Consider the following 26,189-nt stretch of genomic DNA (forward strand, 5'->3'; position numbering starts at 1 on the left):
GGTTCGGCTGTTCGCCGATTAAAGTGGCACGCGAGCTGGGTTCAGAACGTCGTGAGACAGTTCGGTCCCTATCTGTGGTGGGCGTGGGAATACTGACGGGATCTGTCCTTAGTACGAGAGGACCGGGATGGACTCACCGCTGGCGTACCGGTTGTTTGGCCGCAGGCACGGCCGGGTAGCTACGTGGGGATCAGATAAGCGCTGAAAGCATCTAAGTGCGAAACTGGCCTGAAGATGAGTGTTCCGGTATAAAGGGGTGTTGTAGACGACGACGTTGATAGGCGGCAGGTGGAAGCATAGAGATGTGTTGAGCCGAGCCGTACTAATGACCCCGGAAGCGTAAAGAATTTGCTTTTATGACCGCGTTGTGTTTGTGATATTAATTGGTTTATTGATTGGTCGAATCTCTCTCTGCGGGGCAAGAAACAACGACATTGACGGGTCAGGCAGCTAAGCCGGGCAGGTCAGAAGAGTCAATTGGTTGGTGCTTTGAAGGCGGGTGAACACCTCTCCCTTATCGAACAGAGCCGTTAAGCCCCGTACTGCCGATGGTACTGCTGTCACAGGTGGGAGAGTAGGAAGGTGCCACCTGACTGAAATTAAAAAGGCCAGTTCTTTCACAAGAACTGGCCTTTTTTCGTTTATAATTCCATGTAAAAGTGGGGTTGGCTAATCAGTAACCTGTTTACTTTGGGAGGAATTGGTCAAATTGCTTCCCAAAAATCGCTTATCATCTGTAACATCTCATCTACTGAATCCGCAATTAGTAGTAAAGCACGGTTTTCAATTTTTAAAAAGCCATCCGCTACCATACGGTCAAGTTGCTGAATCATGAGGTCATAATACCCGTTGGTATTAATGATACCTATTGGGCCATCATACAGTTTGAGTTGACGCCATGCCAGAATCTCAAATAGCTCGTCCAGTGTTCCATAGCCACCTGGTAATGCAATTACCCCTTTTGAAAGTTGAACCATTTTGAATTTCCGTTCATGCATGGTCTCAACAAAATGTAATTCTGTCAGTGTTTTATGAGCGACCTCAAGGTCAGCAAGAAAATTTGGAATAACGCCCGTCACCTCACCACCATTATTTAAAACGGCATTAGCCACGTTACCCATTAATCCAAAACCTCCACCTCCGTAGATAAGACGAATGTTATGGATAGCCATTTTTTTTCCAAGTTCAATAGCAACTTCGTTGTAAATCGGGTTTTTACCTACACTTGATCCGCAGTAAACTACAAGGCTATTCATGAATTGGTGAAAAGAGTATTGGGGATAATTGACTGGTGAAAATGTTGTTGTCAGGCTAATTGATGTGCTAACCCTTCAACATCAATACCACCAAATGAACTTGAACTCATGAGCAAAAACACTTGAAACGAATTTCGTTGCTGAAGTAAGTAATCCTGAAAAGCGGATGCATTGGTGAAAACAAGCATATCAGGCCGATTGAACGCTTTTGCAACATCAGTTAAATCGATTGAGTTGTTATTGCTTGAAGACTGTGCAGCCATGAGTACAACGGCTGTGTCAGCGGCATCCATTGTGTCTCTATACTGCGACAGAAATGAATTGTTCAAATTATCAGAAGAGTGCAATTCAAAAGCCGCTAACATTTTTTTATCCGGATACTTTTGTTTCGTAGCTTCCGTAGTTGCTTCAACTTTAGCGGGTGAATGGGCAAAATCTCGGTAAACAACCCTGTTATTATTTTCAGCAATTTTTTCCAGCCGTTTACTAACGTTCGTAAAGGTTGGGATAGCCTGGTAAAATTGTTCCTCTGTAATTCCTATGCGGTCGCATACAGTTAAGGCACCAGCAATGTTTTTTAGGTTGTGTTGACCAAATAGGTCTATGGGGATACGATTTTTTTGCTTTGTGACCAGATGGGTTTTACCATTGATCGTTTCACTCGGGTGTGGAAAGTAAGGAAGCTTAGTTATGTCAGCCCGTTCCTTCTGTCCAATTACATCGAGCATATCGTCGGACTCATCAAAAATAAGGATGCCCGCCTTTGGCATAGCTTCTGCCAATGATTCAAACTGATCGACGTAGTCTTCCCAGGTTGGATACAAATTAATATGGTCCCAGGCGATACCACTGATGAGCGCAATATGAGGCTGATAGTGCAGAAACTTAGGGCGTGAGTCGATGGGGGAGGATGCATACTCGTCACCCTCGATGATGATGAGTGGCGCCTGAGATGATAACCTAACAGTGGTATCGAAACCATGAACAGGTTCTCCAATCCAGTAGTCAAAAACCCGATTATGGTGCTTTAACACATGAAGGATTATGGCTGCAATCGTCGTTTTTCCATGACTACCAGCTATGACTACGCGCTGTTTTTGCTGACTTTGCTGGTAAATGTACTCAGGATAAGAATAGACTGGTAGCCCCAATTCTAACGATTTTATTAATTCAGGATTATCGCTTCGGGCGTGCATTCCTACGATAACAATATCGATACCTGTGGTAATTTTATCAGGAAACCAACCTGTTTGAGGAGGTAACAAACCGTATTGTTGTAGACGTGTCTTTGACGGTTCGTAGATTGTTTCATCGGAGCCGGTAACAGTATGACCTTGTTGTTGGAGCGCTAGTGCCAGATTGTGCATAGCACTGCCGCCGATAGAAATGAAGTGGATGGACTTTGGCATTCGATAACTAATCAGTGTAAAGAGACAAAAGTACGGCTTCTTTTTGGTTTGCCTGGTTAATCAGATAGGCCCATTAGCTCAAGATGTTTCGGAAGTGTTAATTTTCGTAACTCACCGAATCAAACCCTCCGTAATTTGGTTTATTAACGTGCGAATATACTTCACTTGGAAAGCCCGGCTTTCGGGATCAAATTCGCATCTGTCTTATTAAAATGGCACTTGTTCTGCTGGTATAGAACTACCTCACTTTACGCGTTTAACGAAGGGATGAAGACATACTATGACTTGATTGACCAGACTTTTGAGTTTCCAACTCGGGAGTTTAATGTTGAGAACAATGAATTAATGTTTAATAATGTTCCATTGATGGATATTGTTAAAGAGTACGGTACTCCGCTGAAACTGACTTATTTGCCGAAGATTACAGAGCATATAGAGCATGCTAAACTGCTGTTCAGAAATGCAATGAAGCGGTATAATTATAAGGGTAACTATACATACTGTTATTGTACGAAGTCATCTCACTTCAAGTTTGTGCTTGATGAAGTGCTCAGAAATAATGTGCATCTGGAAACTTCATCAGCCTATGATATTCAAATTCTGAGGGAACTTTACAAATCTGAAAAGATCAATAAAGGGACTTATATAATCTGTAATGGCTACAAACGACCTCTGTATACCCAATACATTAGTGAACTGATTAATGAAGGATTTACGAACTGCATACCGGTACTTGATAATCTGAAGGAAATTGAAGCGTACGAAAATTCAATAACTGCGGACACCGTCAATTTCGGTTTTCGTATTGCTACCGACGAAGAGCCAAACTTTGCCTTCTACACCTCGCGTCTGGGTATTCGATACAGCGATGTAAATGAGTTGTATCGGAGCAAAATTCAGCCGAATGAAAAGTTCAAGCTGAAAATGCTTCACTTTTTCATTAATACGGGTATCAAAGACAGTGCTTATTACTGGAGTGAGCTTAGCCGGTTCATGTATAAGTACTGCGAACTAGCTAAAATTTGCCCAGATCTGGACTCAATTGATATTGGTGGAGGAATGCCAATTCAAACGTCTTTCCAGTTTACGTATGATTACCAAGCCATGATTGATCAAATTGTGGAAAGTATTCAATGGATTTGTAATAAGAATAATGTTCCGGTACCTCATATTTTCACCGAATTTGGCTCCTTTACGGTTGGCGAAAGTGGGGCGGTGATTTATAAAGTAATCGACCAGAAATTACAGAATGACAAAGAGTTGTGGTATATGATTGATGGTTCATTCATCACACAACTTCCCGATTCATGGGGATTGGGCCAGAAATATATAATGCTCTCGGTAAATAATTGGGAGAATCCCTATCAGAAAGTCAACCTCGGAGGCTTAACCTGCGATTCGCACGATTTTTATAATACTGAAGCCCATAGTGCAGATTTGTATCTACCAATTTTTGATCAGGACGCTGAAGACCAATATATTGGTTTGTTTCATACGGGGGCTTATCAGGAATCGTTGGGTGGTTACGGTGGTATACAGCATTGCCTGATTCCTGCCCCACAGCACGTGATTGTCGATAAAGATGAAGAGGGGAACCTGCGCTCCCGACTATTTGCACCAGAGCAAAATAGCGAAGTGATGCTAAAAATTCTGGGATACGGTGGAGCCGAACCCGGTATGACAGAACTTGAAGCTACAGAAGCTGCTGAAGAACGCGAAGAGGAAGTTGAGTTGGTGCGGGAGGAAAATTAACACCTACCACTATGTTTTACGTATAGCTTTTGGCACTATTTTCGTTTAATAGTCTGACTACTAACGGTACAAATGGAAAATAGCTATATGAAAAAAATAATGGTTTTAGGTGTCGTATTAGCGACAATGTCTCTTGGATCCTGCGCCCGCAAGGCAAACTGTCCGGCCTATGGCAGCGTACAAAAACCTGTTTCTACTCAAGTCCGCGTGTAAACGGTAATAGCTGATTTGCAAATCACGGCTCGGTTTTAAAAACTGAGCCGTGATTTTTTATGAAGTGGCTAATACATACCGTGAGGCTTCCAATAGATTGGTTGCACAGCTATCGTACTCTGATGACTGTTCTTTATCGGGTGCAATAAGCACCGTCTGGACCCCTACCCTTTTCCCTGCCTGCATATCACGCAAAGCGTCACCAATCATCCAGGAAGCGTCTGGATTGATGTTATACTTCGCCATTGCCTTTTCCAGCAATAAGGAGCCTGGTTTGCGGGTGAGTGATTCCGAGTTGTATTTTGGGTGATGAGGGCTAAAATAAATATCATCGATAAGGCGGCCGCATTGATCCTGCAAATAATGATAGCAGATCATCACATCGTTTCGGGTGTAAAGTCCCTTTGCAATTCCTGCCTGATTCGTGATAACAATGAGCAGATAACCCGCATCCTTCAACATGCGTAAGGCTTCAGGTACGCCCTCAGGAATGATAAAATCATCGACCCGATAAACATAATCGGTTCGATCTTCATTTAACACACCATCCCGGTCAAGAAAGATGCACTTGTTCATACTCATGTGGCCAATGTATGGAAAGCAATAATGCAATTATTTGGCCAAATAATTGCATTATTGAGTCAAAAAATAGAAAACAAATTTCAAGCCGCTGCTGGTATTTTGAAAGTCAATCAGGACGTAAATCCACACTGTACACCACCTAAGCACCTAAATCCGTAAGACGTTGCTTCAATGATTGAATTTTAGCTTCTGCATCAGCCAGTTTCTGGCGTTCCCGCTCAATAACGTCAGGCTTTGCATTGGCTACAAACTTCTCATTCGATAGTTTTTTTAGTACTGAATCACGGAAACCATCATTGTAGTCCAAATCTTTACGGGTGTTGGTAATTTCCTGTTCTGTATCAATCTGACCGGCAATATTCACGAAAAATTCATCGCTCTTTATCAGGAAAGAGATGCTGGCTGAAGATTCTGTATCGGGCAAGTCGCTTACGTAGGCGATAGTTGAAACGTTAACCATCTTACGTATTAGTGACTCAAACGGCTGAAATCGGTCGGGCAATGTCGTTTTGATAGTGAGTGGTAAAGCCGTTTTTGGTGAAATCTGTTTAGTATTGCGAACATTTCGCACGTTGGAAATTATTTCAAAAAATTCCTCGAAAGAAGCTAGTATTTGCTGGTCAACTACTTCTGGCTTTGGGAATGGGGCAATGCAAATACTGGCACTGGATTCTCTCTCGCGAATATCCTGCCATATTTCTTCCGTAATGAACGGCATGAACGGATGCGCCAGACTCATGAGTTTCTCAAAGAAATTGATGGTAGCCTCAAACGTGGTTTGATCAATTGGCTGCTCGAAAGCTGGCTTAATTAGTTCAAGATACTGCGAACAGAAGTCGTCCCAAATAAGCTTGTAAATGGCTTGCAGGGCCTCCGAAATACGAAACTTGCTAAACAGGTCTTCGACATCGGTAAGCGTCTGGTTGAGTTTAGCATCAAACCAGCCGATGGACAACTCATTTTGAGTAACTCGTGGTAACGAAGAATCAACCGTCCAGCCCTTTACCAATCGGAATGCATTCCATACTTTATTACTAAAATTCCGACCCTGCTCCACCAGTTTCTCATCGAACATCAGGTCATTACCAGCTGCTGAACTGAACAACATGCCCGTTCGCACACCGTCGGCACCGTATTTTTCAATCAGGTCGAGTGGGTCGGGAGAATTACCGAGCGATTTCGACATTTTCCGACCTAGTTTATCCCGCACAATACCGGTCAGGTATACATTTTTGAACGGGGCTTCACCACGGTATTCGTAACCGGCGATAATCATTCGGGCTACCCAAAAAAACAGAATTTCGGGAGCTGTAACCAAATCATTAGTCGGATAATAATAATTGATATCGCCACTGTCGGGCTCTTTCAGCCCATTAAAAACCGACATGGGCCAGAGCCAGGCGGAGAACCAGGTATCCAGTACATCCTCATCCTGCGTCAGGTCGGCTTCGGTCATGGCAAACAGCAATTTTTCATGCTGTACTTTCTCCAAAGCCTCATGTTTATTTTTTGCCACGATGATTGTCCCATCCTGCATGTAAAACGCCGGAATGCGCTGTCCCCACCACAGCTGACGGCTAATGCACCAGTCGTGCGGATTTTCCATCCAGGAACGGTACATGTTCTTGAACTTAGCCGGGTGCAGCTGAACAGTGTCGTTCATGACGTTTTTGAACGCGGGCTTTGATAGTTCATCCATTTTCAGGAACCACTGCAACGATAGTTTCGGCTCGATTACCGCTCCTGTGCGTTCAGATGTGCCAACGTTTGATTTATACTCTTCCGTTTTAACCAGATTGCCCGACTCCTCCAACAGCTTAATGATTGTTTTACGGGCCACAAAACGATCCTGCCCAACCAGAATCTGCGCTTTTTCATTCAGGGTGCCGTCATCGTTTAGAATGTCCAGAACGGGCAAATTATGCGTAATACCCAACGCATAGTCATTCGGGTCGTGGGCTGGGGTAACCTTCAAACCACCCGTACCAAAATCCATTGTGACGTACTCATCCGTGATGATCGGAATTTCGCGGTTGATGAGCGGAATAATGGCTTTTCTGCCATGCAGGTGTTTGTATCGTTCATCGTTCGGATTCACGGCAATGGCTGCGTCGGCCATAATCGTCTCCGGTCGAACGGTGGCAATGGTAATATAGTCCGCTTCCTGCCCTTGGGCCCCAGCTATTTTGTAGTTGATATAAACCAGTTTTTGCTGAAGTTCTTTTGTAATGACCTCTTCATCCGAAACCGCCGTTCCACCCTGCGGGTCCCAATTAACCATACGAACGCCCCTGTAAATCTGCCCCTTATTATAGAGGTCAACAAATACGTCGATAACGGAGTCGTGCAGATCGGGTTCCATCGTGAAGCGGGTCCGGTCCCAATCGCAGGATGCACCCAGTTTACGAAGCTGCTGGAGAATGATACCGCCGTATTTGTGGGTCCATTCCCAGGCATACTCCAGAAATTCGTCGCGGGTCAAATCATGCTTATTGATGCCCCGTTCTTTCAGCATAGCAACCACTTTTGCTTCGGTGGCAATGCTGGCGTGGTCGGTGCCCGGTACCCAGCAGGCATTTTTGCCTTCCATACGCGCTTTCCGAACCAGTACATCCTGAATGGTATTGTTCAGCATGTGGCCCATGTGCAGCACGCCCGTCACGTTAGGGGGCGGGATAACAACTGTGTACGGTTCCCGATCGTCGGGAGTTGATTTAAAGAATTGGTTATCAAGCCAATACTGATACCATTTTTCTTCTATTTCCTGGGGGGCGTATGTCTTCGAAATCATATAGCTATTGATGCTCAACCAGACTGGACTTAAAAGGAAGGTTATCCCGTAAAATCCAGCGTTTGGGCTGCGAATAATGAGCAAAATTAACTAAATTGGGTAGGGTGAAAAAACGAAAGCCAGCGTTTGCCCGTTTTACTGCTACTCTTCGTCAATACTGCTATGGAATTTGGGAAAATACACAACCCTGACACCGTGAATTTTGCGTTGCCGCCCGGTTCACCGTTTAATGCTAAAATCTGGAATGCTGTTGAACACACGAGCGGCAATGTGAATGCAAGGCCGATGGTTTACATCGGCGGGCCGATATGGGCTAATAAAGACTATGTGGGTAAAGTGTATCCGTCGAATGCCAAGGAGCGTGATTTCCTGCATTACTACACCCGGCAATTCAATACAATCGAACTCAATCTGACGCACTATCAAATCCCCACTGCGGGGATGATTGAAAAGTGGAAAACGGAAGCCACCGAAAATTTCACGTACTGTCCTAAATTTCCGCAGATAATCAGCCATGAACGTCAATTAGTCGCTACGGAAGGGTTAACCGAAGATTTTGTCAATGCGGTGTTAAATCTGGAAGAGTTCCTTGGAATGACTTTCCTTCAGTTACCCCCAACATTCGGTCCCGATAAATGGCCGGTACTCGAAACCTATCTCAAAAGCTTACCGGACGAACTGGACGTGGCTGTCGAGTTTCGGCATGAGGATTGGTTTAGCAAAGAGAACCGCACCGGCGGACCGGTCTGGCAGCAAACGCTCGAACGGCTGTATCAAATGCGTCGGCATGTAGTTATCACCGACGTATCGAGCAGACGCGACGTGCTGCACATGGGCCTCAGTAGCCCGGTACTTACGTTGCGGTTCAATGCCAACGCCGGCCACCCAACCGATCATACCCGTACGGATGCCTGGATACAACGGCTCAAAATATGGTTTGACAAAGGCTTACAAACGGCTTATCTGTTCATTCACGGCGGTGGCGACAATGATACAGCACCCGAACTTATCCTGTACTGGGTTCGTGAATTGAATAAGCATTGCGGCCTAAATCTGCGCGAACCAGTCCTGCAGCCCAAAGTGGTGCAGGGGAGTTTGTTTTGAATTACAGATAGCACCCTTTACATTTGCCCCATGATTTTGCAACTCATTACATATCGGCATCACCATTCTGAGCGGTAACGCAGCAGAACGAGATGCATTTGTTTGTGAGTCCGGATAGACAATTCTGATTTCCACAATATACAAAGCCCGGTTCTGCTCAAGAGCCGGGCTTTTACTTTATGAAAACGGTCATTATAAAATACAACGCCGGCAATGTTCAGTCGGTTATGTACGCCCTGGAACGGTTGGGTGCCAGCTACCTGCTGACGGATGACGAAGCCGAAATACGTTCGGCTGACAAGGTTATCTTTCCGGGTGTGGGCGAAGCCAGCACGGCCATGGCTTACCTGCGGGAACGCGGACTGGATAAACTAATACCATCCCTGAAACAGCCTGTGCTGGGTACCTGCGTGGGTATGCAGCTCATGTGCCGGTATTCGGAAGAGAACAATACAACGTGTATGGGTATTTTTGATATTGATGTTCGGCGGTTTCCTGCTACGCCTGGCTTTAAAGTACCCCACACGGGCTGGAACAATATTCATTCGTTGCAGGGGCCGCTGACGGCAGGAATAACCGCAAATGCCTACGTTTACTTCGTCCATAGTTACGCGGCTGATGTTTGCCCGCAAACAACGGCTATTTGCGATTATATTCGTCCGTTTAGTGCAATGCTGCACCGCGATAATTTTTACGCAGCCCAGTTTCACACGGAAATAAGTGGAGATACCGGGCAACGCATTCTGGATAATTTCCTTAACCTACAACACGGACAAGCAAAATAACAGTCGCACAAGACGTCTACATCACTATGTACATTATTCCCGCAATTGACCTTATTGATGGCAAAGCCGTTCGACTGACTCAGGGTGATTACAACCAAAAGAAAGAATACAATGCCCGGCCGCTCGAAGTGGCCAAACAATTTGAAGGGGCTGGGTTGAAGCGACTTCACCTCGTTGACCTCGATGGCGCTAAAGAAAAACGGGTTATCAACTGGAAAGTGCTGGAACTGATAGCCTCCCAGACGAGCCTCAACGTCGACTTCGGAGGAGGAGTACAGTCCGATGAGGATTTACGCATTGTGTTCGAGTGCGGGGCCAAACAAGTTACAGGCGGCAGTATTGCCGTGAAGCAACCCGATGAGCTGGAGCGCTGGCTTTCGAAACATGGCCCGGAAAAAATAATTCTGGGAGCCGATGCAAAAAACGAGAAAATCGCGGTAAGTGGTTGGGAAGAAGGGACCGATGTCTGGATCTACGACTTTCTGGAGCAATGGGTCGATAAGGGAATCAAGTACGTTATCAGCACTGATGTAGCCAAAGATGGGTTACTACAGGGACCTTCGTTTGACCTGTACCGAAATATGCAAGACCGCTTTCCCGACTTGCAGATTATCGCTAGTGGTGGCGTAAGCAACATGGACGATATTGAAATCCTGGCTGATATGGGGGTTTTCGGTGTTATTGTGGGTAAGGCGATTTATGAAGGGCGTGTGACGTTGAGCGAATTACAGAAGATTAGTGGGATATAAAATGAACGCTAACGAAAACGTGACCAGAGTAGTCAGTCAACTGTAAGAAATTCCGGGTTGAAATAGTCTACATACCCATTTGCTATTTCCTTTTTCCATCAGCGGGCGAATTAATTCGCCCGCTGATGGAAAGGTCAATACCACTGTTTTAAAGAGACCTAAACGCATTTTTAACATCAATAACAATAATGCTCACAAAACGCATCATTCCCTGCCTTGATATTAAAGACGGCCGTACCGTAAAAGGCACTAATTTTGTCAACCTGCGCGACGCTGGCGATCCCGTTGCTCTGGCTGCTATCTATGCCGAGCAGGGTGCTGATGAACTGGTTTTTCTGGATATTACGGCTACCGTCGACGAACGAAAGACCTTGATTGAACTCGTGCGCAATGTGGCGCATACCATCAATATACCGTTCACGGTTGGGGGCGGCATTTCATCCGTTGCCGATGTATCGGCGTTGCTCAATGCGGGAGCCGACAAGATTTCAATTAACTCCTCCGCCGTTCGAAATCCCCAACTGGTAAACGAACTGGCACTGGAATTTGGTAGCCAATGCATTGTAGTGGCCATTGATACCCGGTACGTGAACGGTGAACACATTGTTCATACGTATGGTGGTCGTCGACCCACAGCGTTACGAACAATTGCCTGGGCTAAAGAAGTTGAGGACCGGGGGGCTGGTGAGATTCTGTTAACCTCCATGGATACAGATGGTACTAAAGCCGGTTTTGCCATTAAATTGACTGCTCAAATTTCAGGCTCGGCCAATATTCCCGTCATTGCATCGGGTGGAGCCGGGTTAATGGAACATTTTGTCGATGTGTTTACTACGGGTAAGGCTGATGCAGGGTTGGCTGCCAGTATTTTTCACTTCAAGGAAATCGACATTCCTGTTCTAAAGCGCTATTTGCAAGAGAATGGGGTCGAAATGCGGTTGTGACAGATAACTGGAGTAGACATTAAAACCGGAATCCTAACTCCATTGAAACAATACGGTTTTTGGATATCAACTCGCTGCTGCGAGATACGTTTATCAATCCTCGCTGGTAACTCATGCCGATGTTGACGGCATTGTTCTGATTGATTTTGTACTGAATACCCGTACCGAGTAACAGTTCAATATCAACAAATCCATATTGCCTGCTGGTTCCGTTCTCCGCAGTATAAAGGCCATTTCGAGCCTGGTCCAGTGCTTTCTCTGCCAACTTCACACTAAACAAACCACCCGTCTGTACGTACAGACGCAGATTGGGCGCGATGTTGTTGGCAAACAGTTTCACCGTAGCCGGAATTTGCAGGTACTGTAAATTGTACACCGATTCTTTTCCGGGCGTGCCCGGATTCCAGCGGGCCTGACCAAACGTGCCGGGCATCTGAAAACCTGAACGCTTTATGGTATACCAAAGGCCACTGCTAAAAGCATAGCGGTTTTTGAAGAAAAAGTAGTCCAGTGATGGACCCACACTCATTCGAACCCCTGGTCCATTGTTCTGGAAACCGGCATAAGCACCCTTTCCTTCGGCGGTGTTCAGATTGAGGGAGGGAGCAAACCGGATGCTCATTTCAATGAGGTGCGTTGGCCAGGCATAGTCAGGTCCGGAACCATAGCCATTATTCTCGGCCTCATCATTAGCTTGCCGGTCCTTTTTTCGTTTACGGCCTTTTCTATCATCGTCGTAGTCCCGCTTATTCTGGTCCTGACCGTCGTAGTTATCACCCAGAATTTTGCGAAATCGCTTTTCTGTTACGCTGGATTCTTTTGTCCGTAACCGGTATAATGCGTTCGAAGCCGTTTGTGCCCAACCGAGGCTACCTGCCCAGAGAACCAAAATCAACCCTAACCCTGCAACTTTTTTCATAATTTTGCACGTTTTCTATATTGAAAACTATCCCATTTCATGCACCTACGCGCAGCCCTGACGGGGATTTTTTGTCTGTTTATAGTAGCTTCGTGTCAGAAGAACGAAGATATAGCGTTTGTCCGGCTCGATAAGCAACTCTTTTCCAGCAAGTCGCCCGACAGTGTCCGGGCTTTATTGAATAAATATCCGGCCGTTGCTCAATTGTACTTTAACGCGAACGATGCCGGAAATGATACAGCCCTGGTTCATGAATTGACCAACCGGACTTCCAATCCAGCACTTATTGCCTTTAACCAGCAGATTCAGGACCAGTTTGGCGACATGGCCGACCTGCGTATGCAGCTAGCCGATGCTTTTGCCAACATCAGAAAAGACTTTCCTGACTTTAACTCTCCCAACGTCGTTACCGTTTCAACAGGCTTTATGGGGCCTGATCTGGTCGTTACGGATAGCCTTATTGTGATTGGGCTTGATTACTTCGCCGGTCCTAAAGCAAAATACCGCCCACCAGGTCAGGAATTTCCTGAATACATATTACGCCGTTATGCTAAGGAATACATCGTCCCGGCCATTGTTTTTGCTATTTCAGATAAATACAATGCCACTAACCGTACCGATCAAACAATGCTGGCCGATATGATTTACTACGGTAAAGGGTATGTGTTCACTAAAAGCATGTTGCCCGAGGTGCCAGATAGTTTAATCATTGGTTACTCAGATAAGCAATTGACCCAAACGTTTAATGCCCAAGACGTTGTTTGGGCACATTTTATTGATAATCAATTGTTGTATCAAACGAATCCGGCCGTAAAACAGCGATATTTGAACGAAAGACCGTTTACCGCCGAAATTGGTCAGGCTGCTCCCGGTGCTATTGGTCGCTGGCTGGGATGGCGAATTGTCGGGAAATATCATGATGAACACGCCGGTGTTAGCATGGCCGAGCTGATGCGAAACGCCGATGCCCGACAGATCTTTGAACAATCGGGCTACAAAGGACAAAAAGAATAATCGGCTTGTAACGGAGCAGGAGCGGCTAAAAGCATACATGCAACGAATGCTCTGACAAAAGACCGTTTATCAACTACCAGTAACTATGGCAAAACGAGGACGAAGTTTTGGTGAAGAAGCCAATCCGGAAGATAAAAAGAAACTAAGCAGCGAGGGAGTAAAAAAAGCCCTGAGTATATTCCGGTTCGTGAAACCGTACCGGACTCAATACATTATTGGGTTTTTGTTTCTGATTCTGTCGACGGGTACAACCATGAGTTTTGGCTTGCTCATTGGTCAGATTACGAGTGTTATTCAGGGTAATTCGGCTTTTACGCTTAATCAGGTGACGCTGTTTTTTGTCGGCGTCCTGATAGCTCAGGCCATCTTTTCGTTTTTCCGTATTTACTTTTTTTCTCAGGTAAGTGAGCGGGCCATGGCCGATGTACGCCGGGCAACCTACAGTAAAATTATCACCCTGCCCATTCCCTTTTTTGAACAACGGCGGGTTGGTGAATTGACCAGTCGTATCTCGTCCGATATTTCGCAGTTACAGGATGTACTGACGCTAACAGTAGCCGAACTGTTTCGGCAGGTAGGCACGCTCACGATTGGTACAGCTATCATTTTTTATGTATCCTGGAAGCTGACGCTGTTTATGCTGGCTACCTTTCCGATCATTATTGTGGCCGCTATGGTATTTGGTCGGTTTATTCGCAGCTTATCGAAAAAGGCGCAGGATTTACTGGCTCAGGCGAACATCATCGTTGAAGAAACACTCCAATCGGTCAATGTGGTGAAAGCATTCACCAACGAGAAACTGGAAATAAACCGCTATGGCTCGGCGCTGCAACTGGTTGTCGATACGGCGTTGCATGCCGCCAAATTCCGGGGAGTGTTCGTTTCGTTCATCATCTTCGCGCTCTTCGGTGGTATCATTGGCGTTGTCTGGTACGGCGGTTCACTGGTACTGTCTAATGAAATGCCTTTTGCCGATTTACTGACGTTTATTGTATACACCACATTCATTGGTGGCTCCGTGGCTGGAATGGGCGATTTGTACGCTCAGTTGCAGAAAACGATTGGCTCGTCGGAGCGGATTCTGGAAATTCTAGAAGAGCCTTCGGAAGTGAACGCTGCTGAGGAATTGCCACTCTTTGTACCCGTACAGGGAAATGTAGAATTTACGGATGTCCGATTCGCTTACCCATCCCGTCCGGATATAACCGTGCTAAAAGGCATTTCACTATCCGTAGCTGCCGGGCGTAAAATTGCGCTGGTCGGGCAGAGTGGAGCCGGTAAATCAACGATTGTTCAACTGCTAATGCGGTATTATCCGGTAGGTAGCGGAAACGTTACCGTTGATGGTCGTGATTTGGCCGGTTTTAATGTCACTGAGTTACGTAAGAATATTGCCGTTGTACCACAGGAGGTTATGCTTTTCGGCGGTACCATTATGGAAAATATCCAGTACGGTAAGGCCGGAGCTTCGGAAACCGAGATTCGGGAAGCAGCCCGCAAAGCAAATGCGCTCCAGTTTATCGACTCGTTTCCCGAAGGCCTGCAAACCATTGTGGGCGAACGGGGGGTTAAATTATCGGGCGGGCAACGGCAGCGAATTGCCATTGCCCGGGCCATCCTGAAAGACCCGGCTATTCTTATTCTTGATGAAGCAACGAGTTCGCTTGATGCCGAGTCGGAACGGTTGGTGCAGGAAGCACTGGATAAACTGATGCAAAACCGTACGACCATTATCATTGCCCACCGCCTGGCAACCATCCGCAAAGTAGACCGAATTTATGTCATAAACGAAGGGCAGATTGCCGAATCCGGCACCCACGACGAGCTTGCCTTGCAGGAAGACGGTATCTACGCCAATCTGGTAAAGCTACAATTCGAAACGACCGAAAACACATTGTAATTCGTTGTTAGAGAACAACCAATAAATAGGTATGGCTTCTGCATCTAAAACATTGAAAGAATTTAACCTGCGCCATACAAACGGGCGCGAGGAAGTACTTGATTTGTTTCTGAACGCGGGTCGGGCCCTGGCGCATAACGATGTTGAGAATGGTCTTGGCCCCGACCACGACCGGGTAACCATTTACCGCACACTACGAACATTTCTGGACAAAGGCTTACTGCACAAAGTCCTGGATGATGAAGGGGGGACAAAATATGCCCTTTGCCGGGAAACCTGTGCGGATGGCCACCATCACCACGACCATATCCATTTCAAGTGTGAAGCCTGTGGTCAAACCACCTGCCTGGACGAGGTAGGCATTCCACCCATTACCCTACCCAAAGGGTACGACCGTAAAGAAACGAATCTGCTGATTCAAGGCGTTTGCCAGGGGTGTAATCAATAATGGGTGAAAACCTTGTCATTCATAGATTATAATTTCCGGTTACTACTCTGGTAAACCGGTTGTATTATTATATGCCCGAAACAATTTTCCTCCAGCGTCAACAGCAATTTAGCTATGCTGAACAAATTGCTCAGCAAAAACATAACCGACTGGCCTTCTGGCGGCTTGTGTGGTTTATCGGTAGTGTACTGGGGGTTTGGCTGCTTATCCGGCTCGACCAGCAACTGGCCGCAGTTGTTGCTCTGTTAGCTGGCATAGTGGGCTTCCTGATTCTGTTAAAAAAACACCAGCAGGTAAAGCGGGAGCGGGATCTGAATCATTATCTGGCGTTTATTAATCAGGATGAAGCATCACGACTGAAACGGCAGTACCTGCGCCCCGACACGGGGGAACAATTCTCCAGTCCGACGCACAGCTACACGGGTGATCTGGACGTGTTTGGGAAACACTCGCTTTTTCGACTTTTGAATAGAACCCACACGTATCTGGGGCAGAATCGACTAGCTACGTGGCTCAAAGCACCTGCCAATCCAGATGCTATTCGTCTTCGCCAGGAAGCGGTGGCCGAGCTTGAGCCGGAGCTTAACTGGCGGCAGGAGTTTGAAGCACAGGCTTATCTGGAAGAAACGGTTAATCGCTCGCCAGATGCATTGGTCAAGTGGGCAACGGCCGAATCTGTGCCACTGCCCGGCTACTTAAATGTTATCCGATTTCTTTTTCCTGCCATTACACTGGGCCTATTCGTTTCCTGGCTACTGGGTTATTTGCCCGGTTCAGGCGTATTATTCGGGCTGGCCATTCATGGGTTGGTGCTCAGTCGATTATCGGCGCGGGCTGTTGAGGTTAGCGAGCAAACGGTAGACATCTCAACTGCGTTGAAAGCCTTTCGGGAATTGTTCCAGCAGGCAGAGAAAGTTGCGGGTACTAGTGCTCGGATAGCGGCTATTCGGCAGTCATTGACAGCTGATTCTCACGCTGCGTCAACTGCGATTGGGCAGCTTTTCCGGTTGACCGAAGGCTTGAATTATCGCCGAAACCCGTATTTCTATTTATTATTTGGCGTTGCTACTCTATGGGATGTTCACTACTTGTTGAGACTCGAAGCCTGGCGCAAGCACTACGGCGCTGACCTCAGCGTTTGGTTCGACGCATTGGGCGAACTGGAAGCACTCAATAGCCTGGCCGGGTTTTCCTACGCCCACCCAGCCTACACTACGCCCGATATTGTCGATGATACACTGACGCTGGATTTTAGTCAGGCCGCTCACCCGTTGCTGGCACCAGACCGCTCCATCGGAAATTCGCTGACGTTTGCTGGTAACGGGCAAACGATTTTGATAACCGGCTCTAATATGTCGGGAAAGAGCACTTTTTTGCGGACCGTTGGGGCCAATGTGGTGCTGGCACTGGCGGGAGCGGTTGTAAGTGCCGAACGGTTCTGGTGTTCACCCGTTCGTGTATTCACCAGTATGCGCACACAGGATTCGCTGGAAGAGAGCACCTCATCATTCTATGCCGAACTTAAACGGTTGCAAACCTTGATTGGGTTAACCAAGCAACAAAAGGCAATCCCGGTACTGTATTTTCTGGATGAAATTCTAAAAGGAACCAACTCCGCCGACCGGCATCGGGGAGCCGAAGCCCTCATTCGACAAATGCACCAGACCACCGCTTCCGGCTTTGTATCAACCCATGATTTAGAATTAGGTCAACTCACCGATGCTGATAGTTTCGTGCGGAATTTTCATTTCCAGTCCGACCTCAACAATGGAGAACTTGTATTCGATTACAAACTCCGCACGGGTATTTGCGAGAGTTTTAATGCCAGCCAACTGATGCAGGCCATCGGTATTGAAATGGGTGAAGTACAAAAATAAAACCTGCCTCCGGGCAAAATCCAGTTAGGATATACCCCAAAACGGGCTGGACCACCCACGTAACCTTCCGAAACAAATCCCTTCGGCCCTTTTGTTCTATCTTTGTATTCTTACATGAGCTGAAGGATTTTGCTCTTTCGCTCTTTCATTTTTCATCAAGTACGACAAGTTCATGACAACCGACCAGTTGACCGACTTGAGAGCCAGAGTAGAGGCCCTGAGGAGGTATCTTTGACTACGATACTAAAAAAGAACAGTTAGCTGAACTGGAACAACAAACATTCCAGCCCGAATTCTGGACCGATGCCGCCCGTGCCGAAGGTGTGATGAAGCAGGTCCGCAACCTGAAAGGCTGGACGTCCGGTTACGAAAAACTCAACGGTCAATTCGGAGACCTGGAAACGCTATTCGAGTTTTACGAAGGGGGAGAGGTAACCGAAGAAGAGGTTGATGAGGAGGGTGTAAAAGTCTCGGAAACACTCGACGATCTCGAACTCAAGAAAATGCTCGGTAATGAGGAAGATCAACTCAGCGCCGTGCTGGAAATAAACGCCGGTGCCGGTGGTACGGAAAGCCAGGACTGGGCCGATATGCTCTACCGCATGTATATGCGCTGGGCCGAAAAACACGGCTACAAGCTAAAGCAGGTCGACTATCAGGAGGGGGATACCGCTGGTATCAAATCAGCTACAATCGAAGTAGATGGCGCACTGGCCTACGGATTTCTGAAATCGGAGAATGGCGTCCATCGTCTGGTTCGTATCTCGCCCTTCGATTCCAACGCCCGTCGGCATACCTCTTTCGCTTCCGTGTTTGCGTACCCACTTGTTGATGATACCATTGAAATCGATGTCAATCCTGCCGATATTCGCTGGGATACGTTCCGGTCGGGTGGAGCGGGTGGCCAGAACGTAAACAAGGTAGAAACGGCCGTCCGGTTGCACCACGCGCCATCGGGATTGGTTATTGAGTGTCAGCAGGAGCGGAGTCAGTTGATGAACAAGGAAGTAGCCATGCGGCTGCTGAAATCAAAACTCTACGAAATCGAGGTGCAGAAACGTAATGCTGCCCGCGATGAGGTAGAAGCGGGTAAGCAAAAAATAGAATGGGGTTCCCAGATTCGTTCCTATGTTCTGGATGACCGACGGGTGAAGGACCACCGCACCGGCTACCAGACATCTAACACTGATGCCGTGCTGGACGGCGACATTGACCCATTTATCAAAGCGTTTTTGCTGGAGCAGGAATAAAGTCCGGTTTGAGTAGTTGTAAAGGTAAAAGCAATCCAGGGAAAAAAACCGGACGTACATAACAGCACAGCTACTCAAACTATTATGAAACTTATTTTTTTCATCATTCCGTTTCTATTTTCCTGTACGAAGTCCACAACCGAACAGAATATGGTTGTTAATCCTAACGCCAGCGCGTCGATGTATTCCTTCCTGTCGCTGGGAGACTCATACACCATTGGTGAAAGCGTATCGGCTGCCGACCGCTGGAGCGTTCAATTGGCCGGTATGCTTCGTAATCAGGGGCTGGACGTGGCAGACCCGGATATCATTGCCCGTACAGGGTGGACCACCGCCGAACTACAGGACGCTATAACTAGTAGTGGTAATCAAAAAAAATATGCCCTGGTTTCGTTGATGATTGGGGTCAACAATCAATACCGGGGCCAGAGTCAGGACCGCTACCGTACCGAGTTTAAATCGTTGCTCCAAACGGCCGTCAACTTCGCCAATGGTAAAGCCGACCATGTTTTTGTGCTGTCTACCCCCGATTGGGGACGTTCACCCTACGCATCGTCACAGAACAAAACGCAGATTGGTGAGCAGATTGACCAATTCAACGCCATCGCGAAGGATGAGTGCCAGAAAGCCGGTATCGCTTTTGTTGATATTACTCCGGCAACCCGGGCAGCCGCTGGCGACGATTCTCAGTTTGCCAGCGATGGTCTGCATTATTCGGGCAAGCAGATGCGAAAGTGGGCCGAAGCGGCCATCCCGACCGTAAAGGAAATCCTGAAAAAATAATATCCTACACTATAGATGCCCTGCGTCCGCTAAACTTTTGGCGGTAGAACTTCACCGTCCGGCTAATGATAGCTCCGCCAATTATAGAAGGCAAAATCCAGCTCATTGTATACGTCCATTCTGGAGCAGTAGCGGGCAGGACCCGCCCAACATTAGTTACCAGAGCGGCCGTAAACGTAGCAATGTATGAGCCGCCCATGCGGGTAAAGTGCTGAAAGAACCAATGCATCTTTTCCGTTGGCTTAGCCATCAGTTGAACATCCCGACCGGCAAATACAAGGGTTAGTACGCCGAAAAAAGTAAACACAATTGGCAGAAACGATGTGCCGTTTGTGGTTAATAGGTAAAGGCCAAACCCAATCATTGCCAAACTAACAAACAGCGTTACGAGTGTCAATGCCTTATCCGCTGTCGTTGGGCCGGATTTCTTTTGCTTCGTGGCCCGCCAGCCGGTTATGCACAGGTAAAAACTAAACACGGCAATGCCCGCCAGAAACAGGCGCATCATCTTGAAGGGTTGTAATGTGCATAATAGTAGTGCCGTCAGGGCAACGATAATCATGCAGTACACGTAAATCAGGCCGGTCCGTTTATGAAGCTGATTTCCTTTCTCAAAAAACATGGGAATCAGACCAGCTATCAGGGCTGTAAACCCAGCCGCAATGTGTGTAATCAGAAGGGATAAGATAAGCGTTTTCATGACCGTTTTGCGTTTGTCGTTCGTTGAAACAAACCTACGACAAGCACCTTACCAGGTCCAAAAAAGAGGGATAAACAGCAAGCTTAGGGACGTTTGGCAATGGAAAAAGAGGACAGGGACGAACGGTGGGCTGTTTTACAAGGCTTTCAACTCCACCACCAAACTTTCATTATATTGCCGCGAAACGGGCACCTGTACCAAACCATTGGCCAAATGTAATCGGTAACCCTGCGCATTACCCGTAACCCGCTCAACCCGATCGAGGTTGACCACATACGACCGGTGGCAGCGCACAATGCGCGGCCGATTAATCTGTCCTTCCAACCGGCTCAGGCTACTACGCAGAAGCGGTTTTACCAGCTGGTTATCTTTCTGATAAACGACCGTGCAGTAGTTATCGCTCGATTCAATATAGAGCAATTGAGCCGCGTCTAACGTTATAATATCCTTTTCATTATCCGAAACCAGCGTCAACGGAGTTTCTTCCCGTCTGGGAGTAGGTATAGAGATGGTTTCTGTACAATTCGCTGGCTCTGCCGGCGTTGGTGGATATACGGGAAAACCAGCCGCCGACTGACTGTACTTTCTCAGCTTACGTATATAATTGAACACAACGGCCCCCGTTGTGGGGAACAGCCCGAGAAGAAAGGTGACCAGTATCATTCCAAGCCAACTGGTGTAGTCTTTGTAGCCTTCCTGACTGAGCATCCACTCCAGATAAAGTCGGTTGCCAATCGCAATCAGCAAAATATTGCCCGTTATGAGCATAATTTGCCGACCTACGTTCCAGCGTTCATCAGCAAATTGCCGGGGGAATAATTGGGGCCAAACCGTAAAGTTGAATGCCGTAATGACAAACGTGACCAGGCCAAAACCGAGTATCTTCAGCGGCTTATCAGGTGTTTGCCAAAAACTCAGACCGAAGGGCTGAAAAACCAATAAGAATAAGCCAACGAACAGCCCAATTATAGCCGCCTGACGCATTTCCCGAGTGGGCGATTCAGTTGAGGGATAGGGCTGCCTGAATAACTCGGGTATACGCATAATACCTAAAATAACCGCCAGCTTGAAATTTGCTCAAAGAAGTTAGGCAGAATTGAGGGGTACGCCAAAACCATAAACAGAACGCCAAACAGCGCTCCGTAAAAGTGGGCATCGTGGTTAATATTACCTGCTCCCCGTCGGGACTCGTAGTAGGAGTAGCCCAAATACAATACGCCGAAAATAAAGCCGGGTATACAAAACGCGAAGTAAAGACAGATATCTGTCAATGGACGGAACAATATACCAGCAAAAATAATGGCTGATACACCCCCCGATGCGCCCAGTGAGTTGTAGCCGGGGTTGTTACGGTGTTTTAGAAAGGTCGGGATATCAGAAACCAGAATGGCTGCCAGATAGAAGCCAATTACATACAGAGGTGCCATTGGTCCAAATAACAAGCCGAATACCTGCTCAATGAATCCCCCGAAGAAGTACAGACTAATCATATTGAAAATCAAATGACCCCAGTCGGCGTGTAGAAAGCCTGAGGTTATCAGTCGGTAATACTGCCCCCGGTTTGCCACCTGATAGGGGTTCATGATCCAGCGGTTCATCAGGCTGTAATTATTCCAGGCCATAATACTGATGATGGCGGTGATAACAATAATGATAAGGGTAACGCTCATGTGATGTATACTATAGGATGAAGTTATATGATGTATGATCGATAAAATGGTTAACTGTGCGGTCTACATCATACTTCTTTAATCAGCTTTCCCGCTCAACTAATTGATGGGCAAATTGAATCAATAACTTTTTCCGGTCAGGGTCTGCATCAACCTGGTCGAAATTGGCAAAGCCCCGGTCAAAGTAACCCGTAATGCGGGATTCGGTAAGCTGACGAATACCCAGTTGGTCGTAAATAGCCGTAACGGCCTGCACCTTCTCGGCTTTATCGAATGTCGTTTTGGTTAACCAGTCAGTCAGTTCTTCTCTTACTGAACCCTGAGCCTGTTGAAGGGCCTCAATGAGGAGAAACGTTTTCTTGTTCGCAATAATATCGCCCCCCACCTGCTTGCCAAATTTGGCTGGGTCACCATACACATCCAATAAATCGTCTTTCAGCTGAAAACCAACCCCAATGTTCATTCCGCCTTCGTACAGATGTTGCCGGGTGGTTTCACCTGCACCCGCAATTAAGCCGCCCAGTTCAAGCGCGTAGCCCAGCAGAACCGACGTTTTAAGGCGAATCATATCGATGTATTCGCCTTCGGTAACGTCCCAGCGGGTCTCGAAATTCATATCCATCTGCTGGCCTTCGCACACCTCGGCAGCTGTCCGGCTGAACCGCTCCAGCGCCGGCTTTAATTTGTCGCCTTCAACAGATAACAACAGTTGGTAGGCATTAACCAGCATCACATCACCGGACAGAATAGCCACATTACCATTCCATTTTTCGTGAACTGTTGGCTGATTACGACGTAGTGGAGCCTGGTCCATGATATCGTCGTGCATGAGCGTGAAGTTATGAAATACCTCAACCGCCAGCGCCGGACGAACTGCTTTTTGCCAGTCATCCGTAAACAGGTAGGTAGCCATAAGCGTCATCAGGGGACGCATACGCTTACCGCCAAGACTCATAATATACCGAATAGGGTCGTAGAGTTCGGCAGGGGAGTGCCCATATTGAATAGACTGAAGTTCGTTTTGGAGGGCATCAACAAAAATAGCTGGACTCATTCGGCTAAGCATTACTGCCTGTTTTGGACCAAAAATACGGGAAAAGCCCCCAAAAGCCTAACGGCCAATCTGACGGCGATAACTGCGTTGACCGGGGGTAATCAGGATAAAAACCAGCCGACCGGCCAGGATAAAGTACCCATCATTTTTACCCGTATTGCCGCGCTGCTCCCCCGGTTGATTGGCAACAGTACCGAGTTCGGCCCGCCGGTCAGACAAAGACGTAGCCAGCGAATTAAAGTTGCTGCGGTCTGGGTATACCGAACTAACATCGTCCAGATAATCGCTCAATACGTGCGTATAGGTTCCTTCCAGATGAAACTGAAGCCGTTCGGAAGTGAGTAGCGGTAATCCCAGACCGTAGCGGATAATACCAGCCAAACGATTATAATGGATGCCTTCGGTCTGGAGCGGGGCCAGGCTGTACGTCTGGCCCTCATACAATGCTTTGGGTATTATGTACGTAATGCCAGCACCCGCCAGTGCATAGGGTATAACGGCCCGGTAGCGGTCATCAACCCGCCAGAAATCAACCTGTACACCTGCCCACACATCAGGATTCAGACTCCTGAACGACAGATTGTTGTAGTAATTCCGGGTATATTTTTGGTGCGCGTATAGGTAATAAAGCTGGGCTTCCACCCGATACGACAGTTGATAGGAAACCCGATAGGCTGCGGCCAGATTAACGGATGCTCCCAACTGCAGATGCCCAAGATTACCCAACTCGCTCAGGTCACCTGTGTAATGGGTTAGCCCAACTCCGCCATTAAGCAGCCAGGTTCCCGGTTTTTCACGCCAGATTTCAGATCGTTGCCCTGCTCCTGGAAATGGAATAACAACACCAACCAGGATGAGAAGGAGGACGCGAGAAAAATACAAAGGGGCTATTTGATATGGTGCAGCTCATGTGACGGTACCATATCATAATAGTAACGTAAGTCCCTCAATTACAACTCGCCAATATCTTCATTCCAGATTGCTGGTTTTTCGGTGATAAACTGATTCATCATCTCAACACACTCCGGTAAATCAAGATCAATTACTTCAACACCGTGTTCTTCCATAAATGCCCGTGCTCCGGGGAATGTACGGGATTCGCCGACAATGACTTTGGGGATTTTGAACTGCACAATGGTTCCGGCGCACATGTAGCAGGGCATCAGCGTTGAATAAATAACGGTATCCCGAAATGAACCAACGCGCCCTGCATTGTTCAGGCAGTCCATCTCGCCGTGTAAAATTGGGTTGTCTTCCTGCACCCGCTTATTGTGGCCAGATGCTACTAATTTGCCATGCTTAATCAGGGCAGAACCAATGGGAATACCCCCTTCACTCAAACTTTTTCGGGCCTGGTCAATGGCCTCCTGCATAAATTCATCCATAGTTAGTATAGTTTTTGGTTTGCAATATCTGGTTCATGGTGGTTGATGCAGGCAAAATCATCATTACAACTCACCGAAAGCCGAAGCCAATCACCGTAAGCCTGCTTCACAACAATTTCATCGTCTCGTAATCGCCAATGTGTTTCAGGTACAGGAAATGGATTAGTAATCCATTCACGTTCGTAACGAGTTTATGGGCTTCCGGCAGCGTGGCCACCACACTGGTGATGCGCTCATATTCGGATTGATTGCCCATGTTTTTGAGATGAAAGGCCATAATCTCATCGCGGGTCATTTCGCGCTCGATGAAGAAAAAATGCATGCCCTCATCGCTGGTGCCGGTACTTGGAAACCAGACGTGCGGGTTTAACTTCGTTAATTCATCTGCGGTGACTACCAGCCCAATTTCCTCCCCGATTTCACGGGCGGCTACATCAATAGGTGCATCACTGGCATCCACCATCCCGGCTGGGTGTTCGTAGGTTTGAGAGCCATCGGCAATACGACGTTGCTTTACCAAGACTACAAATTTCTCACGGGTGTCTTTATCAATCAGGCAAACCAGCATACTCGCTGCGTGGCCTTTTAAAAACAGCGCAGGAGGTATTTTGTCACCTTCGGGCGTGTCGGCATCGACTTCCAACATGGCAAACAGCACTTCGCCATTATGCCTGCGCCGAATGTAAAAATCTTTAATATCGTTAATTTTCAACCCATTGGCTTCGGCCTGACTTTTCCAATAACGAAATTTGTGAGCGTCCTCAAGCGCTTCCTGTTGCTTACTCATACGGTCAATGTCGTAGAAATAGAAAAACGTCATCAGATGGCAGTTGACCATCTGATGACGTAAAGGTACTTTGCAGAACGATTGTAAGGGCCTGCTTACTTCATTTTCAGTCTCACTAGGCCGTCAGTAATAACAATCGTATCTTCTTTCGCCTGCTTTTTATAGCCGTTCCCTTCGGGGTGAATGTCGGAATCGTAGCCCGAGGCTTTAGTGATGACTTTATCTTCCATTTTATTCATCAGTCGCCCCATGCCGCCAAAAACCGTTGCCGCAGCTTTCTCTTTCCAGTAACTACCTGCCAATTTTGTATTGAAGGTTGCTTCCAGGAATCCGTCAGCTCCCAGTTGAACCTCCACCGTTTCGCTCGCATTCGTTGACTTCCCAACGTGATATTCCATCCGGGGCTCGCGGGTTTCTTCAACGTACTTAATCGTGGCAACCCCTTTGTATTGGCCTGCCATATCCGTGTACCGCTTTCGGTTTTCTTTCGTATCAGGCTTGTCGGCATCCACAACCAGGTATGTGCCGGGCTCAACGATGTCCTGATTGGTATAGTTGCCCAGCCATATACGGAGCGATTTGTCGGGCTTGATGGTATTGGCCGTTATCCACCAGAACTGGCCAATACGTACCCGGCGGGGTTGGGTTGTAAATTCTTTCCCGTCAATCTGTGCTTTTAATGTGTTATCGTTCGCAATCTGCCCGAAGGCACTGGAAGCCGTTAGGAACAGCGTGACTAGTAGATGGCTTTTGTTCATGAGGATAAAGTGGGTTTGTTTCTGAGCAAAGAAACCAAATTTGCCCTGTGATACACCGC

The 26,189-nt window shown here is 47.2% G+C and carries 24 protein-coding genes and 2 rRNA genes; 13 read left to right on the top strand and 13 right to left on the bottom strand.

The annotated features are described in order from the left end of the window. Together B156_RS0100005 and rrf are read left to right on the top strand one after the other, a co-directional pair. Positions 1–347: ribosomal RNA gene (locus B156_RS0100005) — 23S ribosomal RNA — on the top strand; the annotation flags it as partial. A gap of 133 nt (positions 348–480) precedes the next feature. Further along, positions 481–591: ribosomal RNA gene (gene rrf, locus B156_RS0100010) — 5S ribosomal RNA — on the top strand. A gap of 113 nt (positions 592–704) precedes the next feature. Here the strand turns inward: rrf and B156_RS0100015 are convergent. Beyond that, on the bottom strand, positions 705–1,256 hold the full coding sequence (locus B156_RS0100015) for an LOG family protein (RefSeq protein ID WP_018617541.1): 552 nt from the start codon (positions 1,254–1,256) through the stop codon (positions 705–707). A gap of 50 nt (positions 1,257–1,306) precedes the next feature. Next, on the bottom strand, positions 1,307–2,665 hold the full coding sequence (locus tag B156_RS0100020; protein WP_018617542.1) for a UDP-N-acetylmuramate--L-alanine ligase: 1,359 nt from the start codon (positions 2,663–2,665) through the stop codon (positions 1,307–1,309). A gap of 267 nt (positions 2,666–2,932) precedes the next feature. Between B156_RS0100020 and B156_RS0100025 the strand changes: the two genes are divergently transcribed. Then, positions 2,933–4,417 carry a type III PLP-dependent enzyme domain-containing protein gene (locus tag B156_RS0100025; protein WP_018617543.1) on the top strand — a complete coding sequence of 495 codons (1,485 nt, stop codon included), beginning with the start codon at positions 2,933–2,935 and terminating at the stop codon, positions 4,415–4,417. Positions 4,418–4,687: 270 nt separating this feature from the next. Here the strand turns inward: B156_RS0100025 and B156_RS0100030 are convergent, their stop codons facing one another. Both B156_RS0100030 and B156_RS0100035 read right to left on the bottom strand, forming a co-directional pair. Further along, positions 4,688–5,206 carry a D-glycero-alpha-D-manno-heptose-1,7-bisphosphate 7-phosphatase gene (locus tag B156_RS0100030; RefSeq protein ID WP_026260483.1) on the bottom strand — a complete coding sequence of 173 codons (519 nt, stop codon included), beginning with the start codon at positions 5,204–5,206 and terminating at the stop codon, positions 4,688–4,690. Positions 5,207–5,351: 145 nt separating this feature from the next. Continuing rightward, positions 5,352–8,003, bottom strand: coding sequence for a valine--tRNA ligase (locus tag B156_RS0100035; protein WP_018617545.1), 2,652 nt, complete (start codon positions 8,001–8,003; stop codon positions 5,352–5,354). Positions 8,004–8,165: 162 nt separating this feature from the next. Here B156_RS0100035 and B156_RS0100040 point away from each other — a divergent pair, with 162 nt between their 5' ends. The 4 genes from B156_RS0100040 (at position 8,166) to hisF (ending at position 11,585) form a co-directional block, all read left to right on the top strand. Next, positions 8,166–9,107 carry a DUF72 domain-containing protein gene (locus tag B156_RS0100040; protein ID WP_026260484.1) on the top strand — a complete coding sequence of 314 codons (942 nt, stop codon included), beginning with the start codon at positions 8,166–8,168 and terminating at the stop codon, positions 9,105–9,107. A 179-nt stretch (positions 9,108–9,286) separates the two neighbouring features. Then, positions 9,287–9,892 (top strand): imidazole glycerol phosphate synthase subunit HisH, encoded by a 606-nt coding sequence (gene hisH, locus B156_RS0100045; RefSeq protein WP_018617547.1) that lies wholly within the window; start codon positions 9,287–9,289, stop codon positions 9,890–9,892. Between the two features lie 26 nt (positions 9,893–9,918). Beyond that, positions 9,919–10,641 (top strand): 1-(5-phosphoribosyl)-5-[(5-phosphoribosylamino)methylideneamino]imidazole-4-carboxamide isomerase, encoded by a 723-nt coding sequence (gene hisA, locus B156_RS0100050; protein WP_018617548.1) that lies wholly within the window; start codon positions 9,919–9,921, stop codon positions 10,639–10,641. Positions 10,642–10,829: 188 nt separating this feature from the next. After that, positions 10,830–11,585, top strand: a complete 756-nt coding sequence (gene hisF, locus B156_RS0100055; RefSeq protein ID WP_018617549.1) for an imidazole glycerol phosphate synthase subunit HisF — start codon at positions 10,830–10,832, stop codon at positions 11,583–11,585. Between the two features lie 19 nt (positions 11,586–11,604). Here hisF and B156_RS0100060 read toward each other — a convergent pair whose 3' ends face one another. Next, positions 11,605–12,504: an outer membrane beta-barrel protein gene (locus B156_RS0100060; RefSeq protein WP_018617550.1), complete on the bottom strand. Its 900-nt coding sequence runs from the start codon at positions 12,502–12,504 to the stop codon at positions 11,605–11,607. A gap of 39 nt (positions 12,505–12,543) precedes the next feature. Here B156_RS0100060 and gldB point away from each other — a divergent pair, with 39 nt between their 5' ends. The 6 genes from gldB (at position 12,544) to B156_RS0100090 (ending at position 19,776) form a co-directional block, all read left to right on the top strand. Continuing rightward, a complete protein-coding gene (gldB, locus tag B156_RS0100065; protein ID WP_018617551.1) occupies positions 12,544–13,518 on the top strand; it encodes a gliding motility lipoprotein GldB in 975 nt (324 codons plus the stop codon). An 85-nt stretch (positions 13,519–13,603) separates the two neighbouring features. Then, positions 13,604–15,418: an ABC transporter ATP-binding protein gene (locus B156_RS0100070; RefSeq protein ID WP_018617552.1), complete on the top strand. Its 1,815-nt coding sequence runs from the start codon at positions 13,604–13,606 to the stop codon at positions 15,416–15,418. Positions 15,419–15,449: 31 nt separating this feature from the next. Further along, the gene (locus B156_RS0100075) at positions 15,450–15,866 is read left to right on the top strand and encodes a Fur family transcriptional regulator (protein WP_018617553.1); all 417 of its coding nucleotides are present in this window, start codon (positions 15,450–15,452) and stop codon (positions 15,864–15,866) included. Between the two features lie 71 nt (positions 15,867–15,937). After that, on the top strand, positions 15,938–17,743 hold the full coding sequence (locus tag B156_RS0100080) for a MutS-related protein (RefSeq protein WP_018617554.1): 1,806 nt from the start codon (positions 15,938–15,940) through the stop codon (positions 17,741–17,743). A gap of 172 nt (positions 17,744–17,915) precedes the next feature. Beyond that, positions 17,916–18,993, top strand: a protein-coding gene (prfB, locus tag B156_RS0100085; RefSeq protein ID WP_157626878.1) for a peptide chain release factor 2 whose coding sequence is annotated in 2 segments (ribosomal slippage) — positions 17,916–17,975 and positions 17,977–18,993 — 1,077 coding nt in all. Because the reading frame shifts where the segments join, the coding sequence is not laid out codon by codon here. Positions 18,994–19,077: 84 nt separating this feature from the next. Further along, positions 19,078–19,776: an SGNH/GDSL hydrolase family protein gene (locus B156_RS0100090; protein WP_018617556.1), complete on the top strand. Its 699-nt coding sequence runs from the start codon at positions 19,078–19,080 to the stop codon at positions 19,774–19,776. Between the two features lie 4 nt (positions 19,777–19,780). Here the strand turns inward: B156_RS0100090 and B156_RS0100095 are convergent, their stop codons facing one another. The 8 genes from B156_RS0100095 to B156_RS0100130 all read right to left on the bottom strand — a co-directional run bounded on the left by B156_RS0100095 (position 19,781) and on the right by B156_RS0100130 (position 26,130). Next, positions 19,781–20,476 (bottom strand): DUF2306 domain-containing protein, encoded by a 696-nt coding sequence (locus B156_RS0100095; RefSeq protein WP_018617557.1) that lies wholly within the window; start codon positions 20,474–20,476, stop codon positions 19,781–19,783. A 135-nt stretch (positions 20,477–20,611) separates the two neighbouring features. Next, positions 20,612–21,520: a LytR/AlgR family response regulator transcription factor gene (locus tag B156_RS0100100; RefSeq protein ID WP_026260485.1), complete on the bottom strand. Its 909-nt coding sequence runs from the start codon at positions 21,518–21,520 to the stop codon at positions 20,612–20,614. Between the two features lie 5 nt (positions 21,521–21,525). Beyond that, entirely contained in the window at positions 21,526–22,146 is a 621-nt protein-coding gene (locus B156_RS0100105; protein ID WP_018617559.1) for a rhomboid family intramembrane serine protease, read from the bottom strand. 82 nt (positions 22,147–22,228) lie between these two features. After that, complete coding sequence (locus B156_RS0100110; protein ID WP_018617560.1) at positions 22,229–23,200, bottom strand: polyprenyl synthetase family protein; 972 nt, start codon at positions 23,198–23,200, stop codon at positions 22,229–22,231. Positions 23,201–23,257: 57 nt separating this feature from the next. Further along, complete coding sequence (locus tag B156_RS0100115) at positions 23,258–24,082, bottom strand: hypothetical protein (protein ID WP_018617561.1); 825 nt, start codon at positions 24,080–24,082, stop codon at positions 23,258–23,260. A 68-nt stretch (positions 24,083–24,150) separates the two neighbouring features. Then, on the bottom strand, positions 24,151–24,585 hold the full coding sequence (locus B156_RS0100120) for a nucleoside deaminase (RefSeq protein WP_018617562.1): 435 nt from the start codon (positions 24,583–24,585) through the stop codon (positions 24,151–24,153). Positions 24,586–24,691: 106 nt separating this feature from the next. Beyond that, positions 24,692–25,372, bottom strand: coding sequence for an NUDIX hydrolase (locus B156_RS0100125; protein WP_026260486.1), 681 nt, complete (start codon positions 25,370–25,372; stop codon positions 24,692–24,694). 95 nt (positions 25,373–25,467) lie between these two features. Next, on the bottom strand, positions 25,468–26,130 hold the full coding sequence (locus B156_RS0100130) for a hypothetical protein (protein WP_026260487.1): 663 nt from the start codon (positions 26,128–26,130) through the stop codon (positions 25,468–25,470). Positions 26,131–26,189 lie beyond the last annotated feature (59 nt).

Source organism: Spirosoma luteum DSM 19990, from assembly GCF_000374065.1.
Lineage (GTDB): Bacteria > Bacteroidota > Bacteroidia > Cytophagales > Spirosomataceae > Spirosoma > Spirosoma luteum.